The organism is Deinococcus sp. Marseille-Q6407 (assembly GCF_946848805.1).
Lineage (GTDB): Bacteria > Deinococcota > Deinococci > Deinococcales > Deinococcaceae > Deinococcus.
The window spans coordinates 95,000-107,700 of the sequence record NZ_CAMPFU010000003.1; the positions used below are offsets into that span (position 1 = coordinate 95,000).

At 68.4% G+C, this 12,701-nt stretch carries 11 protein-coding genes; 6 read left to right on the plus strand and 5 right to left on the minus strand.

Translation table 11 applies throughout. From position 1 onward, the window contains the following. Window positions 1-738, minus strand: coding sequence for a HesA/MoeB/ThiF family protein (locus OCI36_RS07510; RefSeq protein ID WP_261664480.1), 738 nt, complete (start codon window positions 736-738; stop codon window positions 1-3). 78 nt (window positions 739-816) lie between these two features. Between OCI36_RS07510 and OCI36_RS07515 the strand changes: the two genes are divergently transcribed. The 3 genes from OCI36_RS07515 to OCI36_RS07525 are packed head-to-tail and all read left to right on the plus strand — an operon-like array spanning window position 817 to window position 5,763. Continuing rightward, window positions 817-1,440: a glycerol-3-phosphate acyltransferase gene (locus tag OCI36_RS07515; protein WP_261664481.1), complete on the plus strand. Its 624-nt coding sequence runs from the start codon at window positions 817-819 to the stop codon at window positions 1,438-1,440. Then, window positions 1,437-3,764, plus strand: coding sequence for a hypothetical protein (locus OCI36_RS07520; RefSeq protein ID WP_261664482.1), 2,328 nt, complete (start codon window positions 1,437-1,439; stop codon window positions 3,762-3,764). The genes OCI36_RS07515 and OCI36_RS07520 overlap by 4 nt, the downstream gene beginning before the upstream one ends. A gap of 43 nt (window positions 3,765-3,807) precedes the next feature. After that, window positions 3,808-5,763, plus strand: coding sequence for a copper amine oxidase N-terminal domain-containing protein (locus OCI36_RS07525; protein WP_261664483.1), 1,956 nt, complete (start codon window positions 3,808-3,810; stop codon window positions 5,761-5,763). 64 nt (window positions 5,764-5,827) lie between these two features. On the opposite strand, the gene OCI36_RS07530 is transcribed toward OCI36_RS07525, so the two are convergent. Continuing rightward, complete coding sequence (locus OCI36_RS07530) at window positions 5,828-6,346, minus strand: metal-binding protein (RefSeq protein WP_261664484.1); 519 nt, start codon at window positions 6,344-6,346, stop codon at window positions 5,828-5,830. Window positions 6,347-6,428: 82 nt separating this feature from the next. Here OCI36_RS07530 and OCI36_RS07535 point away from each other — a divergent pair, with 82 nt between their 5' ends. Next, window positions 6,429-7,106 (plus strand): uracil-DNA glycosylase family protein, encoded by a 678-nt coding sequence (locus OCI36_RS07535; RefSeq protein ID WP_261664485.1) that lies wholly within the window; start codon window positions 6,429-6,431, stop codon window positions 7,104-7,106. A gap of 116 nt (window positions 7,107-7,222) precedes the next feature. Here OCI36_RS07535 and OCI36_RS07540 read toward each other — a convergent pair whose 3' ends face one another. Next, window positions 7,223-7,846 carry a C40 family peptidase gene (locus OCI36_RS07540; protein WP_261664886.1) on the minus strand — a complete coding sequence of 208 codons (624 nt, stop codon included), beginning with the start codon at window positions 7,844-7,846 and terminating at the stop codon, window positions 7,223-7,225. Between the two features lie 365 nt (window positions 7,847-8,211). On the opposite strand from OCI36_RS07540, the gene OCI36_RS07545 reads away from it, so the two are divergent. After that, the gene (locus tag OCI36_RS07545) at window positions 8,212-9,183 is read left to right on the plus strand and encodes a DMT family transporter (RefSeq protein WP_261664486.1); all 972 of its coding nucleotides are present in this window, start codon (window positions 8,212-8,214) and stop codon (window positions 9,181-9,183) included. Between the two features lie 20 nt (window positions 9,184-9,203). On the opposite strand, the gene OCI36_RS07550 is transcribed toward OCI36_RS07545, so the two are convergent. Next, a complete protein-coding gene (locus tag OCI36_RS07550; RefSeq protein WP_261664487.1) occupies window positions 9,204-9,896 on the minus strand; it encodes a TetR/AcrR family transcriptional regulator in 693 nt (230 codons plus the stop codon). A gap of 249 nt (window positions 9,897-10,145) precedes the next feature. Here OCI36_RS07550 and hpf point away from each other — a divergent pair, with 249 nt between their 5' ends. Continuing rightward, complete coding sequence (gene hpf / locus OCI36_RS07555; protein ID WP_261664488.1) at window positions 10,146-10,706, plus strand: ribosome hibernation-promoting factor, HPF/YfiA family; 561 nt, start codon at window positions 10,146-10,148, stop codon at window positions 10,704-10,706. Window positions 10,707-10,817: 111 nt separating this feature from the next. On the opposite strand, the gene OCI36_RS07560 is transcribed toward hpf, so the two are convergent. Continuing rightward, window positions 10,818-12,647 (minus strand): arginine--tRNA ligase, encoded by a 1,830-nt coding sequence (locus OCI36_RS07560; RefSeq protein WP_261664489.1) that lies wholly within the window; start codon window positions 12,645-12,647, stop codon window positions 10,818-10,820. Between the last annotated feature and the right edge of the window lie 54 nt (window positions 12,648-12,701).

Below are 12,701 nucleotides of genomic sequence, written 5' to 3' on the forward strand. Positions count from 1 at the left end.
CTACTCAGCCAAAGGAGGAAGCGTGATGATACGGACTCGGCCGCTCAGACCGTCAAAGGTCCAGAGCCGGCCCAGCAGCGGCTGCCCGACGCCGCCCAGCAGCTTGAGAGCTTCAAGGGCCATCATCTGCCCCACCAGCGCCGGCACCGGGCCCAGCACGCCGGCTTCGTCGCAGCTGTCCGCCTGCGCCCCTGCTGGTGGGAAGACGTCCTGCAGGCGGCGGCCCTGTGCGAACACCGTCACCATGCCCGAGGTGCCACTAGCCGCGCCCCACACGCAGGGCAGCCCGGCCGCGTGCGCCGCGTCGGCCAGTGCATAGCGGGTGTCCAGGTTGTCGGTGGCGTCTATCACCAGCGACATTCCGTCTAGCAGTTCGGCAGCGTTGTCCGGGGTCAGGGCCGGCACCACTTCGGGCCGCACGAATGGGTTGATGGCCTGCGCCTGAGCCGCTGCCAGCTCGGCCTTGGAACGCCCTACATCGGCCGTGCGGAACAGCAGCTGCCGGTGCAGGTTGCTGAGGTCCACCGTGTCATGGTCGGAAATTCGCAGCCTGCCCACGCCGGCGCCGGCCAGCGCCGCCGCCACCGCGCAGCCCAGGCCGCCGGCCCCCACCAGCAGCACCCGCGCCGCCGCCAGCCGCTCCTGTGCGCCGGCTTGTTGCCATTCGGTCACCAGCAGCGGGCGGCTGTAACGGCGCAGTTCAGGGCGGGTCAGGCGGCGGGCGTGGGCAGCAGGCATCTCGCGGTCCAGTCTAAAGAGGCCGGGCGGGCCAGCACCGTAAGCCCGGCGGGGCAAGCCCCGCGTTAGACTGCCCCCATGTGGCTGCTCGTTTCCCTGCTGTCGCTGCTGCTGGGCTCGCTGGTGGCGGGCGTTTTGTATTCGCACTGGCGCGGGCAGGACATCCGCCGGGCCGACCTGCCGGGCGGCAGCGGCACCTGGCGGCAGTACGGGCCGGCGGCCGGCATCGGTGTGGCGCTGTTCGACGGCCTGAAAGGCACCCTGGCGGTGTATCTGGCTGGACAGCTGATGCCGCAGGACCCACAGCTGGGCGCGGCCCTGGCCACCTTTTTCGTGGTGCTGGGCCACTGCTACCCGCCGCTGTTCGGCTTCCGGGGCGGGGGCGGTATCGCCACCCTGATCGGGGCACTGGCCCTGGCGGCTCCGCAAGCCCTGCTGGGTGCGCTGGTGGCCACGGCTATTTTCATGCCGCTCTACAAGTTGCTGCTGCAGCGCTACGTGCATATCAACGTGGTGCCGGTCACGGCCGGCGCCGTGGTGCCGGTGGCGCTGTGGCTGTCCTGGCGCGAGGGCGGCTTCTGGGCCACCCTGCTGGGCGTGCTGGTGATGGGCGTGCGGGCCGCGCACATGGTGCTCCAAAGCCGCCAGCAACAGCTGCGTGCAGCCGGGTCAGAGGCAGCCGAGTCTGGAGCCGGCCAGTGACGCGCCACCGACGCCAGCTGGGCCGGCTGACGGCAGCGCTGCTGTGTCTGGCCGCGCCGGGAATGGTGCAGGCGCAGACGGCGGCCACCTCCACAGTAGCCACCTCCACCGCAACCGGCTTCACCGCGCAGCGCGGCACGCCGGCCACCGAGGTGCAGCTGCAGGGCCGCGTCCTGACCGGTTCGCGGCTGGGTGAGGTGAGCTGGGCACAGACCTTTCCACCCGAGTTGGGTGACCTGCGGGGACCACTGCGCCAGGGCGACGTAACCTATCTGGGCGCCGGCCCGGCCGTGCTGGCCTACAACGAACAGGGCAAGGTGCTGGCCCGCTACGACCTGTCGGCGCCGGTGCTGACGCTGGACGGCTCTGGCGGCCTGATCCGGGCCACCGTTTCGGGCGGCGACTACCGCGAGACTTTTACCCTGACTGCGCCGGAAAACGGGGCCGGTACCCAGGAGCGGGTGGTCTTTACGCCCGACCCGGCAGTCACGCTCTGGACCATGCGGGCCGCCGATCTGGTGCCCGACTCGCAGGTGGCGCAGCAGTGGCGCCGCGACGCTTTTAACCCGTTTCTGGGCCTGCGGGCCGCGCAACAGGCCCGGGCCGCCGGGCAGCCCGCGCAGGAAGCCGCGCACCTCAGGCAGCTGATGGCCATGCCGCAGCCTTTTCCAGTATGGGTCAAGTTGGCGGCCCGGCTGGACGCCGCCGGCTATGCCGAGCAGGCCGACCGGGCGCTGGAACTGGCCCGCGCCGACGCCGCGCAGCGCGGGTACGATCCGGCCATCCGGGTCAGCCGCAGCGCCCCGGAAGCCTACGGGAACCCTGCCGGCTACATCAATTCGCTGCTGGAGCAGGGCCGGCTGACCCGCGCCGGGGTGTGGCTGCGGCATCTGCGCACGCTGCACCCCCGAATCCAGGGCGGCGAATCGCTATACCTGCGCTACACCGGGCTGCTGGAAAGTCAGGGCCGCGCCGGCGAGGCCAGCGAGTGGCGGCGCTTTGCCGATTCGCTGCGCAGCGAGACCCTCTATCACCGCGGCGACCAGGGCCTGATCAGGCTGCGTGATACCAGCAGCCTGGTCGCCGCAGCCCTGACGCTCAGCCTGCTGCTGGCCGCCTGGAGCATCCTGCGGCAGGCCCGGGCGGCCCGGCGGGCCGATCTGTCCAGCCTGACCTCTGGCCCCGGCAACGAAGGTGGGCACAGCTGGAAGCCCCGCCCGCTGGAGCGCCTGAGTTATACCCCGCTGCACTACGCCGGCACCGGTGAGCGCCTGACCCTGCTGCTGCTGAGCGCCGCGCTGGTGCTGAGTGTCAGCGGCGGCCTGTGGGCCAGCCGAACAGCACGGCTGCTGGAAACGCCGGCACTGAACACCGGCACCTATGGGGGTGCCTGGGCCGAAAACGCCCTGGCCCGGCTGCCGCTGGGCAGCAGCCCCGAAGCCACACTGCTGCGGGGGCTCAGCACTCAGCTTTCAGGCGACCTTTCGGCGGCGCGGGTACGTTATCAGGCGGCCCAGGCGCTGCCCTGCGCCCGCAACAACCTCGGCGTGATTGCGGCCCTGCGCGGCGACCGTCCCAGCGCCGACGCCCTGTTCCGCTCCGCGCTGGCCGAGCAGCCCGGCCTGGGCGCAGCCGCCTACAACCTGGGCTTTCCGGTGCTGACCCTGGGCAGCGAGTTTCAGGAACAGTACCGCGGCGGGGACCCACGCCTGTGTTACCCCGACGACCGCAGCCTGATCCGGGCACTCAGTGGTGGCGTGACCGGGCTGTGGCGCTCGCAGCTGCTGGAACCGGGTCAGCAGCTGCAGGACATTGCCGCCGGGGCACGCCAGGGCCAGTTGCATCCCTGGGCACTGCTGTGGCTGTCTGAACTGCTGGCACTGGGCACCCTACTGCTGGCGTTGCTGCCACCGCGCCGCCCGGCCGGCGCTCCGCTGCGCACTGACCGCTGGGGCCAGAGCGACCTTGCAGCCCGCCGGCCGGAACGTGACCCGCTGGCCTGGGTGCTGCCCGGCAGTGGCCTGCTGGAATGGGTCTGGGGCGGCCCGCTGCTGCTGTCGTTCGTGTTGGGCGGGCTGGCCTGGGCAGCCGGCCGTGCCGCTGCCCTGCTGGCCGCCGGTGAGGCCTTGCCCTGGCCGCTGTCGCTGTGGCCCGCCGGCAGCTGGCCCAGCTCGCTGGCTTGGCTGCAAGGGGCCTGGCCGCTGGCCCTGATGGCGCTGGCCTGGCTGATCAATGCCGCTTTCTTGTGGCGCCTGGGGCGGATTCACCGACGGGCACGCTCAGGGGGCGCCGGCCAGCCGCTCTCACCCTCCCGGCCCTCATAACATCTGCAGGTGCGCGTCAGCTTGGGCAAGCATACTGAGGCTTATGTGTGTTCGCTCGCAATGGCCTTCATCTCACCGACTGACCCGCACCGCTCGCTGGCTGCGGACCGGCCTGCTGGGCCTGGGCCTGTGCAGCGCCGCCGGCGCCCAGCTGCAGCTGAGTTTCAGCCCGGGGCAGAACAACGTCCTGATCGGCGGCAACAGCGCCAACATCGCCGCGCCGCAAGTGGTAGGCGGCCGGACCATGCTGCCGCTGAACGACACCGTATTGCTGCTGGGCTACCACCTGACCCGCCAGGGCGACGTGGTGAGCGTGATGGGCGGCGACCTGGCGGTGGACCTCAGCAGCGATCCCCCTACCGCCACGGTGGGCGGGCGGCTGCAGGAAGCCGGCAGCGTGGCCGTGCTGGGCGGCAAGGTCTATGTCTCGGCGCGGGTCATTGCGGTGGGCCTGGGCGGGCAGTTCATTCCTGGCCCAGGTGACTCGGCCGCGCTGTCGGTGCCGCCCCGCGGCGAGTTCGTGCCGCCGTCACGCGCCCTGACTTCGCCCCGGCCTGCAGCACCTGCTTCCACACCGCCAGTCTGGCCGGGAGCGACGCCGGGCGCAGCCGCGCCACGGCCGGCAGCCCCCATCACAGCTGTGCCTGCGACGCCGGTGGCTCCCGGGGCATTAACGCCGGTTCCAGCGCCGGTCTTTCCTTCAGCGCCTTCCCCTTCCTCCCCGGCGGCCGTGCAACCGGCCGCCCCGCAGGCCCGCTTCGCGACCGACAAGGCTGTCTATGCTCCCGGCGAACGGGTGGTCTTTACCGAGTATTCTTACGACCCCGAAGGCGGCGGCCTGACTGCCCGCAACTGGACTGGCCGGCAGGACGCCTACTGGGCACCGGGCAACTATCCGGTCAGCCTGCAGGTCACCAACGGCCGCGGGCAGAGTTCCACCGCCTATACCCGCACCATCCGCGTCGAGGGGCAATCGGGCGAGACGCCGGTCACCTATGCACTGCGGTACGGCGAAATCGGGGACAAGTTCGCCGACGGCCGCATCCTGAACTATCCGGCGCTGACCATGCAGCAGGGCACCCCGCGGCCGCTACCGCTGCTGTTCAGCGACAGCCCCGAAAAACCCAATCAGAACGGCGTGCTGTATCAGGATCAGGTGAGCGGCGAGGCGCGGCTGCTGGGCTACCACGTCAACGACCTGGGCCGCCCGACGCGGCTGTATATCGCAGTCCGCAACCTGGAAAGCCGCCCGGTCAGTGTGCAGGTCGCCCAGCAGGGCGAAACCGCCCCCAGCCGGGTCGAGGGCATTCTGGGGCAGGTGACGCTGCTGGACTATTTCTCCAGCACGCCCCGCGGCGCACTGAACCTGCCGGCCGGCGGCCTGAGCGCCGTGTATGTCAGCCCCACCCTCAATCCGGGGCACGGTGTCAGCATCCTGCAGGACCTGCGCACCAGCGGGCGGGTGGCGGTCAGCTTCGTGATGCTGGAAGAAGGCGTGCCGCTCAGCGACGCGGCGCTGCGGTCGCTGCCCTACCTGCCGCTGGACGGCCGGCACCAGCGCGGCACCTTCGCGGGCGCCGACCGCCCGATGACGACGGCGCTCACGCAGCTGCCGGCGCGAGTGGTCATCGGTGACGGGCAGCACGACCCGGTCATCACCGGCCGCGATTCGGTCACCGGCAGCGCGCAGCGGCTGGCCGGCAACTACGGCGTGATGTACGACATGGAATTTACCGGCGCGGCCAACACCGCCATCGCCCTCAGCCCGCGCGGGGGCCTCTACCGGGGTGCCATGCGCATCATCGACGGCGACCTGACCCAGGTCATCAAGCTGCCGCGCGAGGGCAACGCCCTGACGCCCAACGAGCCGCAGCTGCTGTGGCGGGCCAAGTCCGACCGGGTCCGCATCCAGTTCATGCCGTCCAACGGCAGCGCCCTACCGGTCAATCTGGTGTTCTACCGGCTGCCGCCCAACACCTACAAGTGGTACCAGCCTTAAGCCGGTCAGTGGCTCTTCAAACAGGGGCAGGGGCAGCGGAGGCAGCTCCCGCCCCGTTTCCTTTTCAGGCTCTCCCGCGGCGGCGGCGCCGCGCCCGGCGCAGGCCGTGGTCTGGGCGAATACCGTCGGCAATCAGGTGCAGCCACTGACTGAGAAAGTACCCCAGCGTAACCGGCACCAGCAGCTTCCACTTGAAAGGGTCGGGCAGCGCCGGAAGATGCACCGCCGGCCAGAAGGTGCGCAGCAGGCCCACCGCCAGAAACACCAGAATGGCCAGGTAAGCCAGCCGGGTCAGCGGCCCGATCACCCAGGTGTGCGACAGCCCACGGTGGCTGAACACCATGCCGTAAGGCACCCACAGCGGCCCCAGAAAGCCCCAGTTCTTCTTGGAGTTCACGCGCTGCTCGGAAAGGTCCAGGTCCGGCGACAGCAAGAAGGTGCCGGCCAGGAAGCCCAGCGAGAATTGCAGGGTCTGCGACTGGGTCAGCGTAACCAGCCCGGCCCGCGAAGCCAGCAGCGTCCCGGTGCCCAGTGCCAGCAGCACGGCCATATTGATGGAATTGTGTACGCGTCCGCTCGGCACCGGCCCTACTATGCCGCCTCAGAGCGGGAAATTGCGAATTCATGCCCAGGCGCCGCGGCGGCTCTGGGCTAGGCTGGGCAGCATGACGACCCCCGACCATGCAGATCTCTGGGCTCCTGACCTGCGGGCCCTGGACGAGCTGGAGCGCGAAAACAAGGCCTGCCACGCCTGCCCGCTGCGGGCCGGCTGCCTGCAGGTGGTGGTGGCCGACGGCAACCCGGCCGCCCAGCTGCTGATTATCGGCGAAGGCCCCGGCGGCAACGAGGACCGTGTTGGCCGCCCCTTTATCGGTCAGGCCGGGCAGCTGCTGGACCGGATTCTGGCCGGCGTGGGCCTGGACCGGCAGGACACCTATATCACCAACATCGTCAAGTGCCGGCCGCCGGGCAACCGCGCCCCCACCCCGGCCGAGACCGACATCTGCACCGACCTGTGGCTCAACCGCCAGCTGGCGCTGCTGCGGCCCCGGGTCATCGTGACGATGGGCAACACGCCCACCCGGCACCTGCTGGGCACCCAGCAAGGGATCACCCGGATGCGCGGGCAGTGGCACCCTTATACCCTGCCCGGCAGCGGCGCCACCGCCGCCTTGATGCCGATGTTCCACCCGGCCTACCTGCTGCGCAACGACACCCGCGTCAAAGGTGGTCCCAAGAGCCTGACCTGGGAGGACATTCAGGAGGTGGCCGGCGTGCTGCGCGGCGAGCGGCCCTTCCCGGTTACTCCGCCGGCCCCCAGCGACCAGCCCACGCTGTTCTAGATACCTTGGGTGGGCGCAGGTGCTGCCTCAGACCCGGCGAACCCCAAGACCAATACCCAGAGCCGCTTCTTCCGCGCACCCGGAGAAGCGGCTCTGTTGTGTGGTGAGAAAAAGGCTTACAGCACGCGGCGGGCGCCGACGTAGCGGCTGGCCCAGTAGCGGTTGCCGAACATCGGCTCGACCATGGAGCGGCCATAGTAGGAGTTGGCGTTGGCCATCTGATCGTTGCCCAGGTAGACGCCCACGTGGCTCACGCCGCGGCCCATGGTGTTGAAGAACACCAGGTCGCCGGCGCGCAGGCTGCGGCTGCTCACCGAGTAGCCGGTGCGCCACTGGCCGCCGGTGGTGCGGGGAATGCTGATCCCCATGTTGCGGAAGACCAGCTGGGTGTAGCCGGAGCAGTCCACGGTGCCGCGGCCGGTTCCGCCCATGCGGTAGGGAATCCCCAGGTAGCGGGAAGCGGCGGTGCGCACGGTGGCGCCGCCGGAGCCGGCCGGGGTGATCACGGGGCCGGCGAACTGGGCCGGGGCATTCTGGCTTTCCACTTCCAGGCCGTAGCCGGGCAGAGTATCGGCTTCCGGGGACAGGTCGGTGGACTGCGTCAGCTGGGCGCTCACGCCATGGGCTTCGGCGGCCGCGGCCAAGGAACCGTTTTCCGCCTGAGCGGTCAAAGCTCCGGCAGAAACGGTGCAGGCCAGTGCGGCGGCGGTCGAGAGCATCAGGGTGCGAAGTGCTTTCATCAAGTAACGAGTGTACGTGCCGGGCTTTTATCCGGCCTTAATAGTTTGGGGAACTGGGCCATTCTATGCACCTATACGGGCTCTATGCGTTTTAGGTAACCCTAAATATTGGTCTCAAATAGAGAAACCGTCAGGATTCTCATAGAGCCCCTCATTTCCACACAAAAGCTGCGCGAGCGTCCTGCACGGCTAGAAACGGGTCTCTTCATTTCAGCAGTTCATAGAGCCTTCAGATTTTCATCTGGCCTTTGAAGATCAAGAGGGCCGCTTTTCCCCCAAAACGGCCTGACCCGTGCCGGTCGGCGTCAGTGCCCAGAGGAAACAGGCAGGCTTCACAAAGCCGCTTGTTATTCACATAATTATGCATGTCTCTTTTCACCCGGCCGCGTGCTCCGCTTCCGGCCAGTCTGCTGATCGTGCTGGCCGCCTGTCTCTGGGGTCTGCTGGGTATTTTCGGCAAGTATGCACAGCAGGCCGGGGTCGCGCCGCTGGAGGTGGCTTTCTGGCGAGCGGCGCTGGGCGGGGGCCTGTTCGGATTACAGGCAGCAGCCTCCCGGCAGGCTTTGCCGCGCAGCCTTGATCTGCTCTGGACGGCACTTTTCGGGGTGCTGAGAGTCAGCCTCTTTTACGGGGCCTACCAGCTGGCGGTGCAGGCGGCCGGTGCCAGCCTGGCCAGCGTGCTGCTCTATACGGCGCCGGCGTTCGTGGCGCTGTGGGGTGCCCTGCTGCTGCGCGAGCCCACCGGCCTGCGCGAACTGGGTGCCGTGGCGCTGACCCTGGGCGGCATTGCCCTGATTTCACTGGGCGGGGGTGAAAATATTCAGGTGACGCCCGCCGCCCTGATCTGGGGGCTGCTGAGCGGCTTCAGCTACAGCCTCTATTACCCGTATGGCAAGCTGTTTTTTAACCGCTACCCGCCGGCGGTGCTGTATGCGGTCGCCCTGCCGGTAGGTGCCCTGTGCCTGCTGCCGCTGACCAGCTTCACCGGCAAGTCGCCGGAGGCGTGGCTGGCCATCGGCGCCACCGCGCTGCTGTCCACCTATCTGGCCTATCTGCTGTACAGCGCCGGATTACAGCGGCTGGGAGCCACCCAGGCCAGCGTACTGGCCAGCCTGGAGCCAGTGGTGGCCGGGCTGCTGGCCCTGGCCCTGTTCGGCGAGCGCCCGGGGCTGCTTTCGCTGCTGGGCGCCGGGCTGGTGCTGGTGGCCGCGCTGCTGTTCTCGCTGCCCAGCCGGGCGGGACGCGCGCCGGCTACGCCCTCCCGCGCTCTGGGCCAGGAAGGGTCAGCCGGTCCCGGGGAGCCAGGTTCAAGTCAGGCGGCGCCGAACGCCGAGTAACTGGCGCCGCGCCGCAACTCTCAGCCGCTGCGGGTCTGGTCGTCGGCCTTGGAGCTGCTGGAAGAATCCGGCAGTTCCCAGACCAGCCGCTGGCCATCGCGCAGCGCCCCGGACAGCAGCAATTCCAGGCGGTCCTGCCAGTCGCGCCGCACCTCTTCACGGGTGCGGTGGTGGCCTTGGAGCAGCGCCAGCAGGCAGGAATCCACCAGCAGATCGCTCAGCACCTGCACGTCCACTTCCTCGCGCAGTTCGCCGCGCTGCTGCATGGACAGCAGCACCGGCTTGACCAGTTCGCTGAGGCTGGTGTGCGGCCCGGCCAGCTCGGCGGCGGTCAGCTGGGCCTGGTCACCCGACCGGCCGCGTGCGCCCAGCGCCGCCGAGGCCACCGCCCCGACCAGGTGGTGATAGCGCACACCCAGGTCGGCCATCCGGGCCGTCACCGCCTGCCAGATCAGCTGCGGCGACTTGCCCTCGGCCAGGCGGCGCTGCGCTGCTTGCCGGGTTTCTTCCACCGTTTCCTCGAAGTGGGCCAGCAGCATATGCAGCTTGCTGGGAAAATAACGGTAAAGGTTGGTGCGGCTGACATAGGCGGCCCGGGCGATATCGGCCGCGCTGATGGCTTCCAGGCCCGAGCGGGCAAACAGCTCGAAAGCCGCCCGCGCGATGCGGCGGCGGCGCTGGGTATCCTGTTCCTGGCGGTCCACTTTGGTCATGAGTAAAAGCCCCCCGGGCAGGCCAGAAAAAGTTAGGAGAACAGTACCGGTCTGGGTCTGCGGAGCACCAACTCCCAGCATAGCTCATGCCCTGTTCGGCCACGGTAAGCCCGGGCGCTGACGCGGGGCTGACACTCCGGCTAGGGTGAGGGCACAGAGACAATTCAGCTGCCTTTGTTGCTCCGTCTCTGGGCCCGCACCGACGCTGGGCCGGAACCGCTGCAGCTGAACGGAAAGAGGTGAAGTCTAGTGAACATTGCTCAGCTCTCTGGCCGCGGCGTGGAAATCACCGACCCCCTGCGCGAATACGTGGACGAAAAGCTCTCGCGTCTCGACCGCTTTCACGATCAGATCACCAGCGCCCGCGTGACGCTGACGGTGCGCGACGTGAAGAACGCCGCCCGGCGCAACCGGGTCGAGGTGCAGATCAACGTGCCAAACGGCATTATTCGCGCCGAGGAGAGCAACGCCGACATGTACGCCGCGATTGACAAGGCCAGTGACGTGCTGGAACGCCAGCTGCGCAAGTTCAAGACCAAGTTCCTGAAGCAGCGCCACGAGGCGCAGCCACAGCCGGAGCCCGGCCCCGCCGAGCAGGCCGCGCAGCTGGGCGAGGAAGACGGAGAAGTCCAGCCCGAAATCGTGCGCCAGAAGCGCTTTGAGCTGCGCCCGATGACCCCGCAGGACGCCGTCTTTCAGATGGAAGCGCTGGGGCACGACTTTTACGTGTTCAAGAACATGGGCACCGACAGCTGCGGCGTGGTCTACCGCCGCAAGGACGGCCACTACGGGCTGATTGAGCCCAAGTAATGTCCAACCAGGGGTAAAAAGCAGGGCGGCCGCCGGGATTCCCGATGGACGCCTTCTTTTCTCTATATATAAGGTCAGCCGCAGCGCCCGTGAACGGCGCCGGGCCGGGCTTTACATCGCCGCCGGAACTTCGATGCCGATCAGGTCCAGGGTTTCCTCGAAGGCGCGGCGCACCCGGGCCACCAGGGCCAGCCGGGCTTCGCGCAGGCCCGCAGGCGACTGCAGCACATTGGTGGCGGGCTTGCCGGCCTTGTCCTTGGCGTTGTACCAGGAATTGAAGGTGGTGGCCAGGTCCAGCGCGTACTGCGCCACCACGTGCGGCGAGTGGATCCGGGTGGCTTGCTCCACCACTTCCGGCAGGCGGGCCACCGCCTTGGCCAGCGCCAGGTCAATCTCCGGCAGGGCGGCCCAGTCGGCGCCGGTGCCATCAACAGCGTGGCCTTCGTCCCCAGCTTTGCGTAGGATGTTGCCGGCCCGCACGGCCGCGTACTGCACATAAGGCGCGGTGTCGCCGGTCAGGGCCAGCGCGGAGTCCCAGCGGAAGTCGATCTGCCGGGTCGGTTCGGCCTTGAGCATCGCAAAGCGGATCGCCCCGATGCCGATGCGGCGGGCAATCTCGGCGGCGTCCTCACGGGCGGCCAGCTCGGGGTTGATCTCCTGCAGCAGCTTCAGCGAACGCTGAACCGCCTCGTCCATCACCTCGTCGGCCGCCACCGCAATGCCCTTGCGCCCGCTGATGGTCTGGCCTTCCAGCGTCACGAAGGCATAGGACAGGTGAACCGAGCGGTCCTTTTTCTCGTCCTCGCCGGCCACGCCCAGCGCCGAGCGCACCACCGTTTGCGGGTGGTTCTGGCGCGAGTCGATCACGTTGATGACCTCCTGCGCGTGCCCGAAACGCCGGTCCGTATCGGGTTCGCCGTCGGGGGCGCTGGTCCAGACCGTCTTGCCTTCGGGGTCAGTGGTAAAGGGCTTAAATTTCATGCCTTCAAACAGCCCGAACTTCCAGAACTGGTAGCCGATGTCCTTGGCGGCGTACATGGCGGTGCCGTCGCTGCGCAGCAGCACCACATTGGGTTCTTCCAGGCCCGGCATGAACTCGGAGACGTCCATCACGAACGCGCCGGCATATTTGCCTTCGGCCGGGCGCGAGGTGTAGCGGCTGCCTTCGAGAATATTCATGGCCTTGCTCAGAAAGCCGCTGCCCACCACGTCGGATTCCCAGTTCAGCAGGTCGTAGCGGGCACCCAGCCGGAAACAGGTTTCCAGGTGCGCCTGCACGATTTTCTCAATCTCGGCGCGCAGTTCGCCGGCTTCCAGGCGGTGCATCACCGCGCGGATGCCTTCTTCCTGCTCGGCCTTGGCGGGGTCGGCGTTCAGGCGCACATAGCCCTTGCCCATCCAGTGGTCGTACTTCTCTTGGCCGTCCCACTCCAGGTGGTAAAAGTCGCGCGCGAACAGCGACTCGGCCGCCTGCCGGCCGGTATCGTCAATGTAGTTCTGGACTTCCACGGTATGCCCGGCCGCCCGCATGATGCGCGCCAGCGAATCGCCCAGCACCACGTTGCGCAGGTGCCCCACGTGCAGTTCCTTATTGGGGTTGACCGAGGTGTGCTCGATCACCACCTTGCCTTCCTGCTGCGGCAGCGGCGTGGGCTTCTCCACGATGTCACGCACGAAGTCGGCCACGTCCACAAAGAAGTTCAGAAAGGGGCCGGCGGCTTCCACGCGGGCGATACCGGCCGGCAGCTGGATGCTGCGGGCCAGTTCCTGCGCCACCTCGGCGGGGTTGCGGCCCAGCGTCTTGGCCATCTGGAAGGCGGCCGGGGTGCCGTAATCACCCTTCTTGCCGGCCGGCGTTTCCTGAATGGCGGGGTCCAGTTCCGCGCCCAGCGCCTGGGCGGCCTGCTGAACGGCTTGCTTGAGCTGCGCCTTGAGTTCCATAACTCAGAATAGTAGCGCGGGGAGGCACAGAAAAAGCGGCGGGGCCAGTGGGGG

What these genes read in the sequence shown, in the direction of transcription:
- OCI36_RS07510 (WP_261664480.1), bottom strand. Translation starts at nt 738, where the DNA reads ATGCCTGCTGCCCACGCCCGCCGCCTGACCCGCCCTGAACTGCGCCGT.
- OCI36_RS07515 (WP_261664481.1), top strand. Translation starts at nt 817, where the DNA reads ATGTGGCTGCTCGTTTCCCTGCTGTCGCTGCTGCTGGGCTCGCTGGTG.
- OCI36_RS07525 (WP_261664483.1), top strand. Translation starts at nt 3,808, where the DNA reads ATGTGTGTTCGCTCGCAATGGCCTTCATCTCACCGACTGACCCGCACC.
- OCI36_RS07535 (WP_261664485.1), top strand. Translation starts at nt 6,429, where the DNA reads ATGACGACCCCCGACCATGCAGATCTCTGGGCTCCTGACCTGCGGGCC.
- OCI36_RS07540 (WP_261664886.1), bottom strand. Translation starts at nt 7,846, where the DNA reads ATGAAAGCACTTCGCACCCTGATGCTCTCGACCGCCGCCGCACTGGCC.
- OCI36_RS07545 (WP_261664486.1), top strand. Translation starts at nt 8,212, where the DNA reads ATGTCTCTTTTCACCCGGCCGCGTGCTCCGCTTCCGGCCAGTCTGCTG.
- OCI36_RS07550 (WP_261664487.1), bottom strand. Translation starts at nt 9,896, where the DNA reads ATGACCAAAGTGGACCGCCAGGAACAGGATACCCAGCGCCGCCGCCGC.
- OCI36_RS07560 (WP_261664489.1), bottom strand. Translation starts at nt 12,647, where the DNA reads ATGGAACTCAAGGCGCAGCTCAAGCAAGCCGTTCAGCAGGCCGCCCAG.